Origin of the sequence: Methylobacterium sp. GXS13, from assembly GCF_001455965.1 — a bacterium.
GTDB lineage: Bacteria > Pseudomonadota > Alphaproteobacteria > Rhizobiales > Beijerinckiaceae > Methylobacterium.
Map to the genome: position 1 here is coordinate 43,823 of NZ_LKKO01000035.1, position 20,925 is coordinate 64,747.

The 20,925-nt window shown below is 67.5% G+C and carries 14 protein-coding genes, 2 pseudogenes and 1 riboswitch; of the genes and pseudogenes, 12 read left to right on the plus strand and 4 right to left on the minus strand.

The window, feature by feature from the left end; all coding sequences use genetic code 11:
* The first annotated feature begins 1 nt into the window (after position 1).
* The 5 genes from AO398_RS12985 to AO398_RS13005 all read left to right on the plus strand — a co-directional run bounded on the left by AO398_RS12985 (position 2) and on the right by AO398_RS13005 (position 6,851).
* Entirely contained in the window at positions 2-922 is a 921-nt protein-coding gene (locus tag AO398_RS12985; RefSeq protein ID WP_058192486.1) for an SMP-30/gluconolactonase/LRE family protein, read from the plus strand.
* A 12-nt stretch (positions 923-934) separates the two neighbouring features.
* Positions 935-1,873 carry an amidohydrolase family protein gene (locus AO398_RS12990; RefSeq protein WP_058192488.1) on the plus strand — a complete coding sequence of 313 codons (939 nt, stop codon included), beginning with the start codon at positions 935-937 and terminating at the stop codon, positions 1,871-1,873.
* Positions 1,874-1,901: 28 nt separating this feature from the next.
* The gene (locus AO398_RS12995; RefSeq protein ID WP_244498758.1) at positions 1,902-2,630 is read left to right on the plus strand and encodes an amidohydrolase family protein; all 729 of its coding nucleotides are present in this window, start codon (positions 1,902-1,904) and stop codon (positions 2,628-2,630) included.
* Between the two features lie 446 nt (positions 2,631-3,076).
* Positions 3,077-5,005, plus strand: coding sequence for a PAS domain-containing sensor histidine kinase (locus tag AO398_RS13000; protein WP_082643263.1), 1,929 nt, complete (start codon positions 3,077-3,079; stop codon positions 5,003-5,005).
* Between the two features lie 484 nt (positions 5,006-5,489).
* The gene (locus AO398_RS13005) at positions 5,490-6,851 is read left to right on the plus strand and encodes an MFS transporter (RefSeq protein WP_058192490.1); all 1,362 of its coding nucleotides are present in this window, start codon (positions 5,490-5,492) and stop codon (positions 6,849-6,851) included.
* A gap of 73 nt (positions 6,852-6,924) precedes the next feature.
* On the opposite strand, the pseudogene AO398_RS29390 reads toward AO398_RS13005, so the two are convergent.
* The 3 genes and pseudogenes from AO398_RS29390 to AO398_RS13015 form a co-directional block, all read right to left on the minus strand.
* Positions 6,925-7,080 (minus strand): annotated as a pseudogene (locus tag AO398_RS29390) (methyl-accepting chemotaxis protein); the annotation flags it as partial.
* A gap of 85 nt (positions 7,081-7,165) precedes the next feature.
* Entirely contained in the window at positions 7,166-8,017 is an 852-nt protein-coding gene (locus AO398_RS13010) for a helix-turn-helix domain-containing protein (protein ID WP_152997512.1), read from the minus strand.
* 368 nt (positions 8,018-8,385) lie between these two features.
* Positions 8,386-8,584: riboswitch (cobalamin riboswitch) on the plus strand.
* Positions 8,585-8,876: 292 nt separating this feature from the next.
* Positions 8,877-9,824: an IS110 family transposase gene (locus tag AO398_RS13015; protein WP_058192527.1), complete on the minus strand. Its 948-nt coding sequence runs from the start codon at positions 9,822-9,824 to the stop codon at positions 8,877-8,879.
* Positions 9,825-10,070: 246 nt separating this feature from the next.
* On the opposite strand from AO398_RS13015, the pseudogene AO398_RS13020 reads away from it, so the two are divergent.
* Positions 10,071-10,964 (plus strand): annotated as a pseudogene (locus AO398_RS13020) (IS481 family transposase).
* A 412-nt stretch (positions 10,965-11,376) separates the two neighbouring features.
* The gene (locus AO398_RS13025) at positions 11,377-13,053 is read left to right on the plus strand and encodes a methyl-accepting chemotaxis protein (RefSeq protein WP_058192494.1); all 1,677 of its coding nucleotides are present in this window, start codon (positions 11,377-11,379) and stop codon (positions 13,051-13,053) included.
* 275 nt (positions 13,054-13,328) lie between these two features.
* Here AO398_RS13025 and AO398_RS13030 read toward each other — a convergent pair whose 3' ends face one another.
* Entirely contained in the window at positions 13,329-14,357 is a 1,029-nt protein-coding gene (locus AO398_RS13030; RefSeq protein ID WP_058192496.1) for an IS110 family transposase, read from the minus strand.
* 430 nt (positions 14,358-14,787) lie between these two features.
* Between AO398_RS13030 and AO398_RS13035 the strand changes: the two genes are divergently transcribed.
* From AO398_RS13035 to AO398_RS13055, 5 genes are read left to right on the plus strand one after another with little or no spacing between them, the layout of a single operon-like run.
* On the plus strand, positions 14,788-16,425 hold the full coding sequence (locus AO398_RS13035; protein WP_058192498.1) for an amidohydrolase: 1,638 nt from the start codon (positions 14,788-14,790) through the stop codon (positions 16,423-16,425).
* Entirely contained in the window at positions 16,422-17,414 is a 993-nt protein-coding gene (locus tag AO398_RS13040; protein WP_058192500.1) for a GTP-binding protein, read from the plus strand. Before AO398_RS13035 ends, AO398_RS13040 begins: the two co-directional genes overlap by 4 nt.
* Positions 17,405-19,024, plus strand: coding sequence for an ABC transporter substrate-binding protein (locus AO398_RS13045; RefSeq protein ID WP_058192502.1), 1,620 nt, complete (start codon positions 17,405-17,407; stop codon positions 19,022-19,024). The genes AO398_RS13040 and AO398_RS13045 overlap by 10 nt, the downstream gene beginning before the upstream one ends.
* Positions 19,021-20,004, plus strand: a complete 984-nt coding sequence (locus tag AO398_RS13050) for an ABC transporter permease (RefSeq protein ID WP_058192503.1) — start codon at positions 19,021-19,023, stop codon at positions 20,002-20,004. The genes AO398_RS13045 and AO398_RS13050 overlap by 4 nt, the downstream gene beginning before the upstream one ends.
* Positions 20,001-20,924, plus strand: coding sequence for an ABC transporter permease (locus AO398_RS13055; RefSeq protein ID WP_058192505.1), 924 nt, complete (start codon positions 20,001-20,003; stop codon positions 20,922-20,924). The genes AO398_RS13050 and AO398_RS13055 overlap by 4 nt, the downstream gene beginning before the upstream one ends.
* The last annotated feature ends 1 nt before the right edge of the window (position 20,925 follow it).

The window sequence follows — 20,925 nt, forward strand, 5'->3', positions numbered from 1 at the left end:
GATGTCGTTCTTCGCACCGCCGCCGGCCGTGACGGCCGAACTCTTCACGCGCCTGCCCGACCGCTTCCGCATGGTCCGGCCGACAGCCTGGGCGAACGCCAACCGGGGCGGTCACGCGATCGATTCCTTCTTGGAAGGCCCCGTCTTCGACCGGGCCGGCCGCCTCTACGTGACGGACATCCCCTTCGGCCGGATCTTCCGCATCGACCAAGCCGGCGAATGGGATCTCGTCGCCGAATATGACGGCTGGCCGAACGGGATGAAGATCCACCAGGACGGGCGGATCTTCATCACCTGCTACAAGCGGGGCCTGATGATCCTCGACCCGGACACGGGGGCGGTGACGCCATTCCTGGAGACGGCTGGCTCGGAGGGCTTCCGCGGGGTCAACGACCTGACCTTCGCCAGGAACGGCGACCTCTACTTCACCGACCAAGGCCAGACCGGGCTGCAGGACCCGACCGGCCGGGTCTATCGGCTTCGGTCCTCCGGCGAACTGACCTGCCTCGTGGACACGATCCCGAGCCCGAACGGCATCGTCATCGACGATGCCATGGGCAGTCTGTTCATCGCCGTGACCCGCGCCCAGCAGATCTGGCGGATTCCCCTGAACGGGAGCGGGCTCGTCGCCAAGGTGGGTGTGTTCGCGCAGCTCCACGGTGGTCTCGGCGGCCCGGACGGCATAGCACTGGATGCGGAGGGCTGCCTGATCGTCGCCCATACTGGGTTCGGTTCGATCTGGCGTCTGTCGCCGGTCGCCGAGCCGGTGCTGCGGGTTAAGTCCACCGCCGGGATCTCCACCACCAACGTCGCCTATGGCGGCCCGGACGGGGCGACCCTGTTCATCACCGAATCCCAGACCGGCAGCATCCTGACGGCGCGGATGCCGGCCCCCGGCCAGACCCTCTTCTCGCATCATTGAACGGACCGGACGATGACCTCCCCGATGACCCGCCGCGCGCACCTCGCGACCCTGATGGCCGGCGCTGCCCTCGGCGTGGGGTTGCGGGCCGCCAGGGCTCAGACCGTCCCCTGGTCTTCGGGCACGGAGCGGCCGACTTTTCCCGTGCCGCCGGGCGCCACCGACTGCCACCACCACATCTACGATGCGCGCTTCCCCGCCGCGCCCGGCGCGACCCTGCGGCCACCGGATGCGAGCGTGGCGGATTACCAGCTCCTGATGCGACGCCTGGGCCTGACCCGCCACGTCGTCGTGCAGCCCTCGACCTACGGGGTCGACAACAGCCTCCTCGTCCAGTCCGTCCAAGAATTCGGGCCGACCGCCCGGGGCATCGCCATGCTTAACGCCTCGGTGACAACCGAGGCGCTGAAGCGCCTCGACGGGGCCGGCATCCGCGGCGTGCGCTTCGGGACGCGCCTGCCCGGCGGGGCGCCGATCACCGACATGATGCCGGTCGCCCGCAAGATCGCCGAATTCGGCTGGCACATCCAGCTGGTCTCCGACGGCGACAAGATCGTGGAGCTGGCCGACACCCTGAAGAGCCTGCCGGTCCCGATCGTGTTCGATCATATGGGGCACCTGCCCGAGCCCGCCGGCCCTGATCACCCCGGCTTCCGCGTCATCGCCGACCTGATCGAGAAGCACGGTGCCTGGGTGAAGCTCACCGGCGCCTACATTCTCTCGAAGGTCGGACCGCCGAGCTACGCCGACCGGAGCCGCCTCGCCCGCGCCTACGTGCAGCTCGCCCCTGAGCGCCTCGTCTGGGGCAGCGACTGGCCGCACCCGACCTCGCCGGCCGACGCGAAGCCGGACGATGCCGTGCTCCTCAACCTCCTGGCGAGCTGGGCCCCTGATGAGGCGGTGCGGAACCGGATCCTCGTGACCAACTCGGCCAAGCTCTACGGCTTCTGACCGCGCGAACGTGGGGAGGAACCCGACGATGGATCCCGAGACCACAGCGATGCGGCGGAGCATTCTGGGGACGGGCGGCGCCCTCGCCCTAACCACAGCTCTCGGGCTCCGTAACCGGCCAGCGGACGCGGCGGACGGTATTCCGTTCTCCGCAGGCACGGAGGCGCCCGCGATCCGCGTGCCGCCGAAGGCCTGCGACTGCCACATCCACATCCTGTCGACCCGCTTCCCGGCCTCGCCCCACTGGAAGGGCCGGCCGGTGTTGGACAGCAATGTCACCGCCTATCGCCGTCTGCAGACGCGCTTCGGGACGAGCTGGGTGGTGGTGGTGACGCCCTCGACCTACGGCACGGACAACCGCGCGACCCTCGACGCCGTGGCGCAGTTCGGCCCTTCGGCTCGCGCGGTGGTCGTGGTCGATCGCGACATCGCCGATGCCGAACTCTGGGCGATGGCGGCACAGGGCGCGGTGGGCATCCGGGTGAATTTCAGCACGCCGCAATCCTGGGAGCCGACCACCGCCGAGCGCCTGGAGTCGATGGCCCGCAAGGTCGAGCCCCTCGGCTGGCACGTTCAGATCTACGCGACCGGCGACCAGATCACTTTATTGGATCCCGTGCCGCGGCGTCTGCCGACGCCCCTCGTCATCGACCACCTCGCGCGGCTCCAGCCCGACCAGGGCGTGAGCCATCCCGCTTACGCCGTCGTGCGCAGGATCCAGGTTGATCTCTCACATTGTTGTGGGCGCTTCCCGTAAGTAGCCGTTCGCCGACCGCATCGCGACCTCGGTTCGGGGTGAAAAGCCGGCACCATAGCTCCGGCGGAGGAGCACGCCCTCGGCGACCACTCAGGGCGCATGTGCCATAAGGGGGGCATGGCCCCTGAGATGTCCTCCGATGAGCTGCGGCGCGCGATCACGTCTTTGCGCGACTGCGAAGAGCACTACCGCACGGTCTTCAATACGCTCAATGAGGGGTGTCACCGACCCAGCAAGACGACGCCAGGGCGCAGCCCTTGCTGCTTCGTACGGCGTCCGCTGGGCATGACGCGGTGAGCGACGCGAGGGCCTTCCTAGCTGGAGGCGGTGAGGCCGCGTGCCTCATCAGCGGGCGCGACTGGTCGGCCCATCCTCTCGGCTCCCCCGAGACGTGGCCGCAATCTCTCAAGACCGCGCTCTCGCTGGTCCTGAACTCGCCCGAGAGCATGATCCTGGCCTGGGGGCCGGACCTGCATTTCTTCTTCAACGACACCTATTCCCGCCTGCTCGGTCCCCGGGTGGCCTGGGCCACGGGCGAACGTTTCGACAGAGTCTGGGCCGACGCCTGGGAACAGGCCAAGCCCATCATCGAAGACGCCTTCGCCGGGCGCAGCCATCGCTTCGAGGACCTTCCGTGGAAGCTCGATACCGACCGGGGGGCGGCGCAGACCTGGTTCTCCTTCTCCTACTCGCGGGTGCTCGATGCCGACGGCAGGATCGCGGGCCTGTTCATCTTCGCCGACGAGACCACGCAGCGGGTGCTGACCGACGCCGCGCTCAAAGACAGCCAAGAGAGCCTGGAACGGGCACTCTGCGAGGTGCGCAGCCTGAACACGACCTTGGAACAGCGCGTAGAGGAGCGCACAAACGAGCTAGACCTGATGTGGGACACCGCTCCCGACCTGATGCTGATTATCGACTTCGAAGGCGTCTTCCAGCGGGTCAACCCGGCATGGACCCGCCTTCTCGGCTACGAGCCGCACGAATTGGTCGGGCACCACGTCAACGAGTTCGTCCTGGTGGAGGACCATGTTGAAACGGTTGATGCCTATACCGAGGCGGCCGAGGGCGGGATGCCCCACATCGTCAACCGCTACCGGCACAAGGATGGCTCGACGCGCTGGATCTCATGGACCGCCGCCCCGGCCGGAAAGCTGACCTATGCGACCGGGCGCGACATCACCGAGGCCCGGGAAAGGCAGGCCGAGCTGGAGCAGGCACAGGAGGCCCTCCGCCAATCCCAGAAGCTGGAAGCCGTCGGCCAACTCACCGGCGGGGTCGCGCACGATTTCAATAACCTGCTGACCATCATCCGCTCGTCCGTGGACTTCCTTCGACGACCGGACCTGCCAGAAGTGCGCAAGGATCGGTATCTCAACGCCGTTTCCGATACGGTTGAGCGCGCGGCCAAGCTCACCGGCCAGTTGCTCGCCTTTGCACGCCGGCAGACCCTCAAGCCAGAGGTGTTCGACGTCGGCGAGAGGATGCGCGGGATTGCGGAGATGCTCGATACCGTGACGGGCGCACGCGTCCACGTGGTCGCGGAGGTGCCCGATGCGCCCTGCTTCGTCCGAGCGGATCTAAGCCAGTTCGAGACCGCGCTCATCAACATGGCCGTCAACGCGCGCGATGCCATGGACGGGGAGGGAACGCTCACCCTGCGCCTCGGATGCCGGACGGCCCTTCCCGTCATCCGCGGCCATGCCGGCTCGCGCAAAGCCTTCGCCACGGTCTCCCTCGTCGACACGGGTTCAGGCATCCCCCCGGACCTGCTCAGCCGGATCTTCGAGCCGTTCTTCACGACCAAGGAGGTCGGCAAGGGCACGGGGCTCGGCCTGTCGCAGGTATTCGGCTTCGCCAAGCAGTCGGGCGGCGACATCGACGTTGCCAGCACCGTCGGGGAAGGCACAACCTTCACCCTCTACCTGCCGGAAGTCGAGCAAGAGGAGGTCCAGGACCGTGTCCGCGGGCCCGACGGGGGGCAGACGCCGCTCGGCACGGGGCAGCGCATCCTCGTCGTTGAGGACAACATCGGCGTCGGTCAGTTCGCGACCCAGATCCTTGAGGACCTAGGTTACCGACCGACCTGGGCAGCCAACGCCGAGGATGCGTTGGACCGGGTAGGCGGCAACGGCGCAGGCTTCGACCTGGTGTTCACCGATGTGGTGATGCCAGGCATGGGTGGCGTAGAGCTCGCCAAGGCACTGCAGCGGCGGTTGCCGCACCTGCCGGTGGTCCTGGCATCCGGCTACAGCCACGTGCTGGCGCAGGAAGGCACGCACGGGTTCGAGCTACTGCAGAAGCCGTACTCGGCAGTGCAACTGGGCGACATCCTGCACCGGCTTCTCGGCCTTCATGGGAGGGGTTCGGTCTGATCAGGCCCAGCTTCCCGCTTGGTCGGTGCGTTCGAAACTTCACTATGTCCGCTTCGATGCCCGGACCGTCCGAAAGCGGACGGGCGGAAAGCCACCCCAAGCCGCCATTCGGCTACCGACCCAACCCAGCCACCCGGACCGCCATCGGCGCTTCTCCAAAGCAGCCGTTCGTCAGCACTCCGGCAACTTCGGCACAGGGTGGTAAGCGGCCTTCGGCGCCGCAGCTGAAACCGGACGTTCGTGCCAGCAGCAATTGGTCTGATTTGGGTGCACCCACAACGAATTGCCGCCGATCGCTCCGATGGGCATACCCAAACCGAACCGGCTCGACCGGCTGCTTTGGGTGGAGGAGGTGGATTTTGTTCCCGGAACGCGCAACTCGCGGCTATCAGGCCCTATCACCGGCCGTGATCGACCGCCGGTCCGGAACGGAACCGCTTGCGTGATCGAGACGTCCCGACGACCTGTCGCCCCCGGTGCTCTCGTGCAAGAGGACCCGGGGGGAGCGCCGCATACGATCGCCTCCCGGCTCGACCGTCTGCCAATCACATCGCTGCACCTGACGATCCTAGCGGTCTGCACCCTCGGCTTGTTCACCGACGTGGCCGAGGTCGCTTTAAGCAATGCCCTAGCGGCGATCTTCCTAGCGCCGCCTTACAGTATGCCGCGGGGTAGCTTGTCCCTACTGCTGGCCTCTGTCTTCGCCGGGGGCGCGGTGGGTGCACCGGTCTTCGGCTTGATCGGCGACCGGTTCGGAAGGCGGCCGGCACTCCAAGCCACTCTGGTGCTGATGGCAGTCGGATCGGCGGCCGCCGCCATGAGTTCGGGCCTCACCGAGCTCACCGTCGCCCGGGCGGTGTCGGGCTTCGCGATCGGCGGCTTCCCGCCACTGGCGGCGACCTACCTCGCCGACGTGATGCCGCCCCGGCGGCGCGGCGCGATGCTGATGGTCTGCACCGGGATCGGCTTTCTGGGCGGGACCGGGGTGATCCTCTTGGTCCAGGCCCTGGCGCCAGCGCCGCCGCTCGGGATCGCGGCCTGGCGCTGGGCTCTGGTGCTCGGTGCGGTCTTGGCGGTTCTGGGGGCGGCCCTGTTCGGCGTTCTGCCGGACTCGCCGCGCTGGCTCGCTGCAGTCGGGCGCGCTGTTGAGGCCGAACGCGCTTGCAGGCGCTTCGAGGCAGCGAGCGGCATCGTCCCACTCGAAACGCCCGCTGAGGCGACCAGGCATCCCCAGCCTCCGATGCATGCGGGTTTCCGAGGGCTGCTCGCTGACCCCCAGCAGCGCCGCCGGGCCGCCTTGTTCGTCGCCCTCTATGCGCTCAGTCCGTGGGCGACAGTAGGCTTTCCCCTGCTCAGCGCGGTCGTGATGCTCGGGAAAGGCTTCCGGGTCGATCAGTCCCTGGTCTTCGCTGGCCTGTCGATGCTGGGGCCGCCGCTCGGGACCCTGCTCACTGCTACGGTAATCGACCATCTGGAGCGGCGCACTTGTCTGGTCGCCATGGCGGCCGCGATGGTGGTTCTTGGCACGGCCTTTGCCGTCGGCGAGACCTTCGCGACCCTCGTTCTGTTCGGCTTGGCGTTCAACACCGCAGCGGCGATCTACGGCGGCCTCCTCGCAGTCTACGCGACGGAGCTCCTGTCGACCGCGTCGCGGGCCTCGGCCCTCACCTGCGCCTGGGCCGGTGGGCGGGTCGCTGCAGCTCTGACGCCGATTGTCCTGCTGCCGCTGCTCGACGGCTACGGGATCCACGCCATGTTCGCCGTGCTCACCGCCACCCTGATCGCCAGCGGCGCCCTCGTGCTCGGCGGTCCACGCGGCCGGTCGGGCAGGCCGGTGACGCGATAGAGCGCTCGCCTGACGAAGCTAAATCTTCGGTTGAATGGCACGTCGGGCGTTACGGCACGCCATCCGACTGGCCTCAGAACGCGCGCACGGTGGCGAGGAAGCGGTCGACCTCGGAACCAAGATGCTCGGATTGCCTCGACAGCTGAGAGGCCGCTGACAAAACCTGGACCGCCGCGGCCCCCGCCTCCCCCGACGCTTGCCCCACACCCGCGATGTTTCCGGTCACTTCGGCCGCTCCTTCCCGGCAACGCGGCGTCCTGGCCCGGCCGGTCACGCGGCTGGTCGCCGCCCCAGGTCCGGTAAAGCATCCGCCCTCAGGTGTTTGAGGCTCTGAGATCGCGTGGCGCGGTTCCGAAGCGCCGACGAAAGGCGGTGCTGAAGCCCGACGCGTTGGTGAAGCCGCACCGGAGCATGATGGTCGCGATGCTGTCGCCGGCATGCGCAGGCGCCGACAACTGCCGATGCGCCCGGTCGAGGCGCGCGTCGCGGATCGCCGCCGCTACGCCCTCGCCATCGGCGAAGGCGGTGTAGAGGCGGCTGCGGGAGACGCACAACGCCCGGTACAGGGCGTCGGGACCGAACGCCGGATCGTGTAAGCTGCGTTCGATGTGCACCGTGGCCAGCGACCGCAGCGCATCCGCCGTGACCTCGCCCGTAGGGGCGCCCACCAAACCTCGGAACAGGTGGAGGGTGCCCTCGACCGCAGTGTCGGCCTCGGCCTCCGTCATGCTCGGCACCAAGGCCGCGTAGGACCGCAGGTAGGTCGCAAACAGCGCATTGAGGGGGCCGTGGCCGATCAGGCGCCCGGCGTAGGCGTCCGGCTCGCCGACATGGGCCCTGAAGGCCGCGCGCGTCGTGCTAAGCCGGATCTCCTCGTAATCCTCGTAGGCCCCTATCAGGAACGGGCGTCCAGAGTCGGTGATGCTGATGTCGCCGGGAGCCATCCGCCCGCCGCGGGTCCCTTGTTCGAAGTACTGGGTACCGCGCAGGACCAGGGCGATTGTGATGGTGTCGCGCCCGTCTTGGCGGACATGGCGCGCCGAGCGCTCGACATCGACCCGCGGCCCTTCGGTGTGCAGCAAGGTGCTGTGGGCCGTGACGGCGACGAGGCGACTGGCTGAGAACGACCGCCGTTCCTCGGTGCAGGCGCTGGAGACGCCGGACATGGCCAACGCCGTATCGCGCCAGAACTCGTACGCTCGCTTCGACTCAACCTCGGCCGTGCTCTGCCTCAGCGTTTTGACGCGGGGGCGCTCGGTCAATCTATACTCCCTGGTTCAGACGCTTAAAGATCGAGACTCGGTCCGTCTGAAAGGTATGTCTATTTGTAAGATAGCAAGGCTGGGTCAGGTTGCCCATAAACGGACCTTCTAAACTTCAGACAAGGGTCGAGAGCGAGCGCGGTGGTGATGTCCGTTCTTATGCATGGCCGCCCGGAAGCGGACGGTCGCAGATCCACCCACTCCAGTCATCCCGACTGGCTTACTGGCGAGACCGAAGCTGGCCGAATTCGTTGACTCACGAGTACGTGAAGTTGTAGCTCGGCCGTGACGGTTCCCCTTGGGGATCAAAAGGGAACGCGGTGAAGGTGCAAGCCTGAGGCCGCGGCTGCCCCCGCAACTGTAAGCGGCGAGCCCAGCACCACCGCGTCGCTGGATGACCTTCATCCGGGAAGACGGTGCGAGGGCGACGGCCCGTGAGCCAGGAGACCTGCCGTCAGCCGTGGTCACACGCGAAACGCGTCGGGCGGGGTGTCCTGACGGGTGTCGAAGCGCCGCCCTTGAGGTGGCCGCTCAGGCCTTGTTCGCGGTGACGTGCCACTGCCGTCCCGAGGTCTTAGGCCCGTGTTTCGTCCCCCTCTGCCATGGCGACGCTGCGCTTCCGTTGCGTCGCTTGCACTCGCTCTTCAGGAGCTAGATGTTCGTTCCCGCTGTGTGGTGGTACGACTGATACCGCATGGAGGGACGCGCTATGGGACAGGTTCTCCACGGCAGCGCCACGACGACTGAGCGGCTGTGTTGAAGGTCAAGCCTTGAGGGGCCGCCAGGGCGTGCGGTCGCGGACGATGGCGTTGAGCGTCACCAGGAGCTTTCGCATCACTGCCACGAGGGCGACCTTCCTAGGCCGGCCCCGCCCAGTGAGCCGCTCGTAGAAGGGCCGGAACGGAGAGCCTCGCCGGATTGCAGTCAGCGCAGCCATGTACAGTACGCCTCGCACAGATGTTCGCCCACCCGCGATGGATCGCCGGCCCCGCATCAGGCCAGAGTCGCGGTTGATTGGAGCGATGCCGACGAGAGCCGCGAGCTGGTGGCGACCGATCGTGCCCAGTTCAGGCAGCTGAGCCAGAAGCGTGCGCGCGGTGACGTCTCCAACTCCGGGAACGGATTTGAGCAACGCCTCAGTCTCGCACCAAACGGGAGAGGCCTTGATGGTTTGGCCGATATCCCCATCGAGCTCGACGAGCTCTTTTTCCAGGAAGGCGATGTGGCGGCTAAGCCGCCGGCTCAGCTGCTTGTCCACGGCTTGATCGCGGCGGTTGGTCTCCATGTTGATCATCCCGATGATCTGCCGCCGCCGGCTCACGAGCTCGGCGAAGTGGCTTCTCTCCGGTTCCGGCAGAGGCCTGACCGGTTGTCTGATGCGTTCGGCGAAGAGGGCGATCACCTCAGCGTCGAGCGTGTCGGTCTTCGCCAACCGGCCCATGGCTCTGGCGAAGTCGCGGATCTGGCGCGGGTTGACGATGCAGAGCGGCAGCCCGGCTGCGGCGAGTGCTGCAGCTACGCTCGCCTCGAAGCCGCCAGTGGCTTCCAGGACGACGAGGGCAACCGGGAGGCTGGTGAAGCGGCGCGCGAGAGCTTCAAGCCCCTTCACGTCCCGAGGAACATGGAAGGCCTCGTCCAACGGCCTGAGATAAACGTCGAGACGGTATTTGGACACGTCGATGCCAACGAAGATGGTCGGTTGTTCGTCCATGACCCTACCTTGCAAATGCGGGCTTGGGCCCGAGCGGTTGTCCGGGTTTGGGACTGTGGCGGTGAGGGCCGCACCTTGCTCTGTCGCGGGCTTGAGAGCCCCAGACGGACACGGGCTGACCCTCACCGTGTAACCTCACTGGCTTCGCGCCAGCGGGCAACTTCAAGATACAAGACGGTCCGTCGGGCAATCCAAGCTCGTCAAGAGAGCGTAAGGGCGGCCGCCAAGCGCCACGGCATCAGCGCCATGACGGTGCAGAAGTGGCGCTCACGCCGGACCTGCACCGATGCGCGGATGGGACCGAAGGAGCCCCGTTCCAGCGTGCTCAGCGTGGAGGAGGAGGCGGTGATCGTCGCCTTCCGGCGGCATACCCTGCTGCCGCTGGACGACTGCCTCTACGCGCTGCAGCCGAGCCTACCGCATCTGACCCGCTCGTCGCTGCATCGCTGCCTGCAGCGTCACGGCATCAGTCGCCTGCCGGACGTCGACGGCGACAAACCCAAGCGCTTGCGCTTCAAGGCCTACCCGATCAGCTACTTCCACATCGACATCGCTTAGGTCAGCACCGAACAGGGTAAGCTACACCTGTTCGTAGCGATCGACCGCACGAGCAAGTTTGCCTTCGTTCAACTGCATGAGAAGGCAACACAGCGGATCGCGGCAGCCTTTCTACACGACTTGGTCGCCGCCGTGCCGTACACGATCCACACGGTGCTGACGGATAACGGCATCCAGTTCACCGACAATCATCCGGTAGACGAGGAGGCCGAGGCCAAGGCAGCCGCCTACTGGGCGACTCAAGATCGACCGCGCATCTACCGTTGGCAATCGTTCGATTGGGCCTGCCAGCAGACCAAGATCGAGCATCGCCTAACCAAGCCGCGCTGCCCGTGGACGAACGGTCAAGTCGAGCGGATGAACCGAACCATCAAGGACGCCACGGTCAAGCGCTACCATTACGCCAGCCACAACGAGCTCCGGCAGCACCTGCAGCTGTTCGTGGATGCTTACAACTACGGCCGTCGCCTCAAGACCCTGCGCGGCCTCACCTCCTACGAGTTCATCTGCCAGACCTGGACGAAAGAGCTCGAACGCTTCAGGCTCGATCCGTCACACCACATGCCGGGACCGAACACCTAGTGCTTGACGCATTCGGTAAAGCGTCGCGACCGACGAGCTCCGCAGCGGGCGTCAAAGCGGCAAAGCCGGCGATCAGGGCAAGAGCGAGAAGGGCTTGAAGGTTGCGCATGATTACACCTGTCTACGTGTAACCCGATCATGGCGGCTGACTATGAACGATCGCATCACAGCAATCCCGACAATTCGAATATCCATCAGAGAATGTTCAAGTCATCTAGCTATAGTTTGTATATAAGTGGCTTCAACTTGCGGATGTATAACCAATTATTAAGATATATATGTGATAAATGATCGCTGGTATCAAGCAATTAGCCACTGGCGGCCATATCGCGCGTTAGGCCGCGGACTGAACGGGACGTTCGCTGGCAAGAATGCCCGTCCCCAAACTTGGCGCACTCTGCAGACGGATCTCATGGCTCTCCACGTCGGCACCCGCATACAGCTGATCACCCTGATCGCACTCGGTGGCATGGCGGTACTGATAGGGCTGGCAGGCTGGGATATGTCCCAGACGGTCACGGACGCGCGCGAGTTGAAGACGCGTGATCTCGTGGAGACCGCGCAAGGGGTGCTCGCTTATTTCGAGGGCGAAGAGCGCGCCGGCCACCTGAGCCGCGATGCTGCCCAGCAAGCAGCCGTGGCGGCCGTTCGAGGCCTGCACTATGGCGGCAGCGAGTATTTCTGGATCCAAGATATGCAACCTCGCATGGTGCTGCATCCCAAGGCTGACCTGATCGGCAAAGATCTTGGCGGGATCGTCGATCCGGCGGGCAAGCACCTCTTCGTGGATATGGTCGAGCAGGTGAAGCAGTCGGGCGCGGGCTTCGTCCCCTATCTATGGCCGAAGCCCGGCCTGGATCAGCCGGTGGCGAAGATTTCCTATGTGAAAGGCTTCGCGCCTTGGGGATGGATCATCGGATCGGGCATCTACGCGGACGACACGGCGGCGCAGATGCGCCCGACCCTGATGCGTCTGCTCGGTGGCGCGGCCATCGTTGCGATGATGATCGGTCTTCTAGCTACCCTTATAGGGCGTAGCGTGGTGCGCCCGGTGCGGGCCATGACGGCGTACATGACCGGGCTCGCCGCGGGCGACGTGACCCGAGATGTGCCAGGCGCGCAGCGCCGAGACGAGATCGGCGCCATGGCGGCGGCCGTTCAGGTCTTTAGGGACAACTTGATCCGCACCCGTGCCTTGGAGGCAGAGACCGCGCAGGCGCGGCTGACCGCGGAGGAGCAGCGCAAGGCCGGCATGCGGCAGATGGCCGACAGCTTCGAGGCCGCGGTCGGTGGCATCATCGGCACGGTGTCGTCGTCGGCGACCGAACTACAGGTCACGGCAGGTGCGATGAGCGGCACCGCCGCCGAGACTGCCGCGCAGTCGACGGCCGTGGCCGCGGCCGCGGAGGAAGCGGCTAGCAACGTTGGTACGGTCGCGGCGGCGGCCGAGGAACTCGGTTCCTCCGTCCTGGAGATCGGCCGGCAGGTGGACGGCTCCGCGGCCATCGCGCGGCAGGCCGTGGCCGAGGCCGATCAGACGGGTGCCCTGGTGCTCGAACTGAGCGGGGCGGTCGAGCGGATTGGCGACGTGGTCGGGCTTATCTCCTCCATCGCCGGGCAGACCAACCTGCTGGCGCTCAACGCCACTATCGAGGCGGCCCGGGCCGGCGAGGCCGGCAAGGGCTTCGCCGTCGTGGCGTCTGAGGTGAAGGAGCTGGCCGGCCAGACGGCTCGGGCGACACAGGAGATCTCGGGCCAGATCAGGCTGATCCAGGCCTCGACCGGTCAGGCCGTGGCGGCAATCGGCGGCATTACGCAGCGGATCCGGGACATCAGCGCCACCGCGACCTCGATCGCCGCGGCCGTGGAGCAGCAGGGCGCGGCCACGCAGGAGATCGTGCGCAACGTCGCCCAGGCGGCGGCCGGCACCAGCGAGGTGACCGGCAATATCGCTGGCGTGGCGAGCGCGGCGAAGGACACGGGCGCGGCAGCGAGCCAAGTGCTTGGGGCGGCGTCGGAACTCTCGCGCCAGTCCGAGCATCTCACGGCCGAGGTCGGACGCTTTCTTGCAACCGTCCGCGCGGCCTGACACAACTCGCAAACGTCTTGTGTGGATGGCTCCCGCATTGCAAGCGGCGAATTGAGCTTCTGACGCGTTGGTCGGGTGCAGTCTTGTGTCCGGCCTGTTGATGCAGTCGTTCTTGTGACTGCTGGCCCTGATGGTATCTGCGAGCTGGGTCCCACTCTGCTTTGCGGGCTATGATGCCCTGGACATTCAGCGGGGTGTCCCGGCTCCCGGTCTGACCGGTTCGCCATCAACTCTCATCGTCCTCGCAACTCGGAAAAGTGCTCCCCTTCCTGCAGTCAGGCGGCCGTGGCCGCTGGTGCGCGGTAGGTGCCGCCGCGGGTCATGATCGCCCAGGCGACCCGTGCGGTGCGGTTGGCCGCCGCAACGGTTACCACGCGCACTGGCTTGCGCTGGAGCAGCGCCGGCAGCCGTGGGTCGACCGACGTCGGCGCAGCCTTCGCGCGCCGGACTAGAGAGGTCATGCCGACCACGAGCAGGCGGCGCAGATAGCGGTCGCCCATGCGCGAGATCCGGCCCATGCGCTCTTTGCCGCCACTGCAGTTCTGCAGCGGTGTCAGCCCCAACGAAGCTGCGAACTGCCGACCGGAGCGGAAGCGCTCGGGCTCGCTCACTGAGGCGGCCAGCGCCGTTGCCGAGACGATGCCGACACCGGGGATCGTCGCCAGGCGCTGTGACAGGTCGCTGTCCCGATGCCAGGCCAACAACTCCTTCTCCAGCCGGGTGAGATGGATCTGTACGGCGCCGATCTGATCGGCCAGCCCGGTCACCACGCGTTGCGCCAGTGGTGGCACCTCGGCTGCGTCTCCGGCCGAGAGCCGGGCTGCCAGTTCGAGCGCGTGCCGCAGGCCCCGCGCCATCTCGATCCCGAACTCGGCGAGCAGGCCGCGGATCATGTTCACCAACTGCGTACGTTGCTTGACCAGCAGGTCGCGCGTCCTGTGCAGCGCCAGCGCTGCCTGCTGCTCGGTCGACTTCACCGGCACGAAGCGCATGCTCGGGCGCGTCACCGCCTCGCAGATGGCAGCGGCATCGTTCGCATCGGTTTTACCGCGCTTCACATACGGCTTCACGTAAGCGGGCGGCATCAGCCGAACCTCATGGCCGAGCTTCGTCAGTTCCCGGGCCCAGTGATGGGACGTTCCGCACGCCTCCATGCCGACCAGGCATCGAGGCAGCTTGGCGAAGAACGGCACGACCTGCGCCCGGCGTAGCGCCTTGCGAACGACGACGTGCCCAGCTGCATCAACGGCGTGAACCTGGAAAATGCTCTTGGCCAGATCGATGCCGACGGTGGTGATCTCCATGGGGATGGCTCCTGCATCTGCGTGGCTGCTGCTTTGACAGCAACCACATCTTGGCACCGAGATGCCGTCAGTCGGAGCGGGAGCCATCCACCCCATCTGCTTTTGCCACATGTCTGAGCGGAAGTGGACCGGCAGAAATCCACCCGACTCAGCCTTTCATTGGCGCTGGCCAACGCCACCGAAGCTGGCCGTAAGCAGAATTTCCGCTGCGGAGCAGGTCGACCGCTGGAACGGACGGCTGCCCGCCGCGAGACCGCGGCCCAGAAGTCAAGTGCGCCTACGCTGAATGCCGCTGGCAACGCCCGCATCTCCGCGTAACTCGGAGTTCCCGATTTCGCGCCGCCGCGCCCTGGCTCCCCTCATCCCCAGTGTCTGGCGCTAGCGGCTTCAGCGAACGGCCGGCATCCTGGGCGTCGTGCCGAGGATAGCCATGCCGAGCGAGATCACCCTCTTCGAGGCCCGGCGGATCATCACAATGAATCCGTCGCGGCCGGATGCGACGCATATCGCCGTGCAGGACGGGCGCGTGCTGATGGTCGGGACGCAAGCCGAGTTCGACGGGCTCGACGCGGTTCCGGATCGCCGCTTCGCCGACAAGGTCATCCTCCCCGGCTTCGTCGAGGGGCACGCCCACGTGATGGAGGGGACCCTCTGGCGCCAGACCTATGTCGGCGCCGGCGACGGCCGCAGCCCGGACGGACGCCGCGTGCCGGGCCTGCGTGACATCGGCGCCGTCGTGGACCGGCTCTCGGAAGCCGACCGTTCGATCGCCGACCCGGACCAACTGCTCTACGGGTGGGGCTTCGATCCGCTGCATCTCGGCGGGGCGCGCCTGACTCGGCACGACCTCGACCGGGTCTCGACCACCCGGCCGGTGATGGTCCACCACGCCAGCCTGCACATCACCAACGTCAACAGCCTGCTCTTGGAGATGGCGGGCTTCGATGAGAACACCGCCATCGACGGCGTGCCGAAGCTGCCGGACGGCACCCCGTCCGGGGAGCTGCAGGGGATCGCCGCCCGGCTGCGCCTGTTCCGGGGGCTCGGCTACAACCCGATGAGCGGGACCCTCGATGCCGCCGACGTGGCCCGGTTCGGCGCGGCCGCGCAACTCCAGGGCATCACAACCATCGCCGACCTCCACAACGACCTCACGGACGCGACCGTAGCGGTCTACGGGGCCGCCTGCACTGAGGCCCTTCCGGTGCGGATCGTGCCGGCTCTGGCCTCGGTCTCGTGCCCCCCGGAAGACGGGGTCGCCAAGATCGGTCGCCTCGCCGCCGCCGGCACCGATCGCCTCCGCTTCGGCATCGTGAAGATCGTCGTCGACGGGTCGATCCAGGGTTTCACCGCCCGGCTCCTGCCACCGGGCTATCACAACGGCGCGCCGAACGGCCTTTGGTACGTCGCCCCCGAGGATCTCGATCGGATCGTCGGCATCTACCACGCCGCCGGCATCCAGCTTCACATCCACACCAACGGCAACGAGGCCACCGAGGCGGCGCTCGACGCGGTCGAGAAGGCGCAGATCGCCCATCCCCGTCCCGATCACCGGCACACCCTCCAGCATTGCCAGATGGCAACCGAGGCGCAACTGCGGCGGGTCAAGGCCCTGGGCCTGTGCCTCAACCTATTCTCGAACCATCTCTATTACTGGGGTGACGCTCATCACGACCTGACGATGGGGCCGGAGCGGGCGGCCCGGATCGACGCCGCCGGGAGCGCGGCGCGGCTCGGCATCCCGCTCGCGATCCACTCGGATGCGCCGGTGACGCCCCTCGGGCCGTTGTTCACCGCCTGGTGCGCCGTCAACCGGACCACATCGTCGGGGCGCTTGCTCGGCCCCGAGGAGCGGCTGAGCGTCGCCCAAGCCCTGCACGCCGTGACGCTGGGGGCCGCCTATACACTGCGGATGGACCAGTGCGTCGGCTCCATCGAGGCCGGAAAGTTCGCCGACTTCGCCGTCCTCGACGCGGATCCCTACGCGGTACCCCCGGAGGCGCTCAAGGACATCCCAGTCCACGCCACGGTGCTGGGCGGCCGCGTCTTCGCGGTGCCGCCGGCATGAGGCGCGGGCTTCCCCCGCCCGCGACGCGCTGCCCGCTCACGGTCGTCGGCGGCTTCCTCGGAACCGGCAAGACGACGCTGCTGAACCGACTGCTTGCTGGCTCGCAGGGCCGCTACGCGGTTCTGGTCAACGATTTCGGGGCGATCAACGTCGATGCGGGCCTGATCCGGGACCATGATGGGCAGACCCTGCGGCTGACCAATGGCTGCGTCTGCTGCAGCCTCGCCGACGGCTTCCTCGACACGCTGATGCGCGTCCTCGCGGAGCCCGAACCCTACGATCACATCGTGATCGAGGCGAGCGGCGTCGGCGATCCGGGCGCCATCGCGGAGATCGCCCTGGTGGAGCCCGGCCTCGTCCTGCGCGGCGTCGTGGTTCTGGCGGATGCCGAGCGCTTGCCGGGCCTCGCCGCAGACCCGCGCCTGGGCGATACCCTCGCCCGCCAGATCCGCGCGGCCGACCTCCTCGTGCTCAACAAGCGCGACCTCGTGGACGCATCCGGCCGCGCGGCCGCTCGGGCGACGCTCGCGGCCCTCGCCCCCGGCGTTCCGGTTGTCGAGACCGTGGCGGCCGTGCTGCCCGCGGCTGTCTTCGATCTCGGCGGCGCAGGTCCGGACCGGGCCCGCCGGGGCTCGACCCGGCTGCGGGCCGAGGCGGTGCCGCACGAGGAGGCCTTCCAGCGCCTGCTCTACCGGCGCGCGGGCGCGTTCGACCGCGCCGGGCTCGAGCGCGCGCTCGCCGGCATGCCGGCCACGCTCCTGCGGCTGAAGGGGCGCCTCGGTCTGGCCGACAGGCCCGGAATGCATCTGCTGCAGATGGTCGGGCGCCGCTGGAGCCTTTCGCCGCTGCCGGAGCCTGCACCGGACGAAGCCGAGCTCGTCGGCATCGCGGCGACCGATCCCGCAGCCGGCCCGGCGCTGGCGAGCTTGCTCGACGCCGCGTTGCGACCCCCGCACACCCCATACGGAGACCGAACCCGATGCGCCTGACCAAACGCACGCTCCTCGGCGCCGGCCTCTCGGTCCTCGCCGCGCCCCTGACGGCCCCGATCCTCGGCCTGCCGGAAGCGCTGGCCGACGACGCGACCGCGCCGCTGGTGATCGGCACCAACCAAGTGCCGCGCCACTTCAACGGCGCCGTGCAGTCCGGCATCGCCACCGGGATGGTTTCGACGCAGATCTTCGCGAGCCCGCTGCGCTACGACGACCAGTGGAACCCGCAACCCTACCTGGCGAAATCCTGGGTCGTCGCCCCCGACAACCTCAGCGTGACGCTCCACCTCGTGGAGGACGCCGTCTTCCACGATGGCCACCCGCTGACTGCGGAGGATGTCGCCTTCTCGATCGGGGTGATCAAGGCCAACCATCCGTTCCAGACCATGCTGGAGCCGGTCTCGACGGTCGAGACCCCCGACGCCCATACGGTCATCATCCGGCTCGCGCGCCCGCACCCGGCGTTGCTGCTGGCCATGTCGCCCGGCCTGATGCCAATCCTGCCCAAGCACGTCTACGGCGACGGCCAGGACATCAAGACTCATCCGGCCAACCTGAGGCCCGTCGGCTCCGGTCCGTTCAAGTTCGTCGCGTACAAGCAGGGGGAGTCGATCCAGCTCGAGCGGTTCGACCGATTTTTCATCCCCGGGCGGCCCAAGCTGGCGCGGCTCGTCTACCGGATCCTGCCGGACCAGAACAGCCTCGTCATCGCCACCGAGCGCCGCGAGATCGGCATGCTGCCGTTCCTGTCCTCGGTGCGCGACATCGAACGCCTGGCCAAGGTGCCGACCCTGACGGTGACGGATCGCGGCTTCGAGGGGATCGGCCCGATCAACTGGCTGGCCTTCAACTGCGGGAAGAAGCCCCTCGACGACGTGCGCGTGCGCCGGGCCATCGCGCTGGCGGCCAACCGCGACTTCATCACCGGCAAGCTGCTCGGCGGCGTGGCGAAGACGGCCACCGGCCCGATCGTTTCGGGCTCGCCGTTCTACGAGCCAGCCGTCGATCTCTACAAGCTCGACATCGCCAAGGCGGACATCCTGCTCGACGAGGCTGGGCTGAAGAAGGGGCCGGACGGCACGCGGTTCCAGCTCACCATCGACTACATTCCCAACGACAACGACCAGCAGCGCAACGTCGCTGAGTACCTGCGGGCCGGCCTCAAGCGGATCGGCATCGCCCTCCAGGTCCGCGCCGCGCCGGACTTCCCGACCTGGGCGCAGCGCGTCTCCAACTTCGACTTCGACCTGACCATGGACAACGTCTTCAACTGGGGCGACCCGGTGATCGGCGTGGCGCGGACCTACCTGTCGACAAATATTCGCAAGGGTGTGATCTGGTCGAATACCCAGCAGTACAGAAACCAGAAGGTCGACGAGCTGCTGAACGCTGCCGCGGTCGAGACAGACCTGCAGAAGCGCAAGGCACTCTACGACGAATTCCAGAAGATCGTCGTGTCGGAGGCGCCGATCGCCTATATCAACCTCACGCCCTACAAGGCGGTCTACGACAAGCGCCTAACGAACCTGCCGCTGTCGATCTGGGGGCCGCTCTCGCCCCTCGACGAGGTCGCCTGGGCGCAGGGCGCCGCCGGAGCCGGGCGATGACGGGCCTGCGCAGGCTCGGCGCGACGGCGGCGAACGCCGCCGGCCTGCTGCTGGCCGTGGTGGTGCTGAACTTCCTGCTGATCCAGGCGGCGCCGGGCGACCCGGCGCAGGTCATCGCCGGGGAGATGGGCGGCGCCTCCCCGGAGATCATGGCCGAAATCCGCACCCGCTACGGTCTCGACCGCAGCCTCCCCGAGCAGCTTGCCACCTATGTCGGTAAGGTGGCGCGGGGCGATCTCGGCTACTCGTTTTTCTTCAACGAGCCGGTCTCGCGCCTCATCCTCGGGCGGCTGCCGGCCACCGCCCTGCTGGTCCTGTCGTCCCTCGGCCTCGCGGTGCTAGCCGGCGCTGGCCTCGGGATCCTGGGCGCCCGCAAACCGAACGGCCTCCTCAGTCACGCCGTCTCCTTGGTAGCGATCGCCGGCAACGCCGCGCCGGTGTTCTGGACCGGCCTGATGTTGCTGGTGGTGTTCGCCTCCCTCTGGCCGGTGCTCCCGGTCGCCGGGATGGAGGATGTGGCCACCCCGCGCCACGGCATCGCCCACGGCCTGGACGTCGCCCAGCATCTGGTCCTGCCGGCGCTGACCCTCGGCATCGTCTACGTCGCGCAGTACAGCCGCCTGATGCGCGCCAGCATGATCGACGCGCTCAACGCCGACTACGTCCGGACCGCCCGGGCCAAGGGCCTGCCGGAGCGGATCGTGATCGGCAAGCACGCGCTCCGCAACGCGCTGATCCCCCTCGTCACCATGGTCGGGCTCCAGTTCGGGCAGCTCTTCGCCGGGGCGATCCTGGTCGAGACCGTCTTCGCGTGGCCGGGGCTCGGCCGGCTGACCTTCGACTCGATCCTGCGGCGCGACTACCCGACGCTGCTCGGCATCCTGTTCTGCTCGGCGCTGCTGGTCATCGCGGCGAACCTCGTCACCGATCTCCTCTATCGCCTGATCGATCCGCGGATCCGCGCCGGGAGGCCGGCATGAGCGCCCTCATCGCCTCCAAGCCAGCGGTGCGGCTCCAGCCGGTGCGATCCGAGGCGGCGCCGCCGATGCCGAGCCCGGCGGCGAATCCCGGCCTTGCCGCGCTGCGCCTCTTCCTGCGCAACCCGAGCGGGCTTCTGGGCTCCCTTATCCTGATCGGCCTCCTGTTCGCCCCGCAGCCCGGCCCGCCTATTTACGGGGCCGATCCGTTCGAGATCGTCGGCGCCCCGTTCCAGCCGCCCGGCGGCGACCCGGTGCTCGGCACCGATTACCTCGGCCAGGATATCCTCGCGGCCCTGCTCCAGGGTGGCCGCGCGACCCTGCTGGTCGGGTTCTCGGCGGCGCTCATCACCGTGGTGATCGGCGTGACCTTTGGGGCGCTCGCCGGCTTCTTCGGCGGCCGGGTCGACGCGGCGCTAATGAAAGTCACCGAGTTCTTCCAGGTGCTGCCCACCCTGCTGTTCGCGATGGTTCTGGTCACCCTGTTCGGCCAGAAAATTGCCATCACGACGATCGCGATCGGCGTCGTGTCCTGGCCGCCCACCGCCCGGTTAACCCGGGCCGAGTTCCTGCGCCTGCGCGGTCTCGACTTCGTCAAGGCGGCCCGGGCGGCCGGCGCCGGACCGCTCTACCTGATCGGCCGGGTAATCCTGCCGAACGCCGCGCCACCGATCGTGGTCTCCGCGACGCTGGCGATTGGCACCGCCGTGCTGTTCGAGGGTGCCCTAAGTTTCCTCGGGCTGGGCGATCCCAACGTGATGAGCTGGGGTCTGATGATCGGCCAGAACCGCGCCTACGCCCTGGAGGCGTGGTGGACCGTGCTGCTGCCCGGCGCGGCGATCTTCCTCGCGGTCCTTGGGGTCAGCCTCGTGGGCGATGCGGTCAACGACGCGGTCAATCCGCGCCTGCGCAAGCGGAGCTGAG

Excerpts from the sequence above, each read along its gene's own strand:
- AO398_RS13000 (WP_082643263.1), top strand. The coding sequence starts at position 3,077 with ATGATCCTGGCCTGGGGGCCGGACCTGCATTTCTTCTTCAACGACACC.
- AO398_RS13040 (WP_058192500.1), top strand. The coding sequence starts at position 16,422 with ATGAGGCGCGGGCTTCCCCCGCCCGCGACGCGCTGCCCGCTCACGGTC.
- AO398_RS13010 (WP_152997512.1), bottom strand. The coding sequence starts at position 8,017 with ATGTCCGGCGTCTCCAGCGCCTGCACCGAGGAACGGCGGTCGTTCTCA.
- AO398_RS13025 (WP_058192494.1), top strand. The coding sequence starts at position 11,377 with ATGGCTCTCCACGTCGGCACCCGCATACAGCTGATCACCCTGATCGCA.
- AO398_RS12995 (WP_244498758.1), top strand. The coding sequence starts at position 1,902 with ATGGATCCCGAGACCACAGCGATGCGGCGGAGCATTCTGGGGACGGGC.
- AO398_RS12985 (WP_058192486.1), top strand. The coding sequence starts at position 2 with ATGTCGTTCTTCGCACCGCCGCCGGCCGTGACGGCCGAACTCTTCACG.
- AO398_RS12990 (WP_058192488.1), top strand. The coding sequence starts at position 935 with ATGACCTCCCCGATGACCCGCCGCGCGCACCTCGCGACCCTGATGGCC.
- AO398_RS13045 (WP_058192502.1), top strand. The coding sequence starts at position 17,405 with ATGCGCCTGACCAAACGCACGCTCCTCGGCGCCGGCCTCTCGGTCCTC.
- AO398_RS13030 (WP_058192496.1), bottom strand. The coding sequence starts at position 14,357 with ATGGAGATCACCACCGTCGGCATCGATCTGGCCAAGAGCATTTTCCAG.
- AO398_RS13015 (WP_058192527.1), bottom strand. The coding sequence starts at position 9,824 with ATGGACGAACAACCGACCATCTTCGTTGGCATCGACGTGTCCAAATAC.
- AO398_RS13035 (WP_058192498.1), top strand. The coding sequence starts at position 14,788 with ATGCCGAGCGAGATCACCCTCTTCGAGGCCCGGCGGATCATCACAATG.
- AO398_RS13055 (WP_058192505.1), top strand. The coding sequence starts at position 20,001 with ATGAGCGCCCTCATCGCCTCCAAGCCAGCGGTGCGGCTCCAGCCGGTG.
- AO398_RS13050 (WP_058192503.1), top strand. The coding sequence starts at position 19,021 with ATGACGGGCCTGCGCAGGCTCGGCGCGACGGCGGCGAACGCCGCCGGC.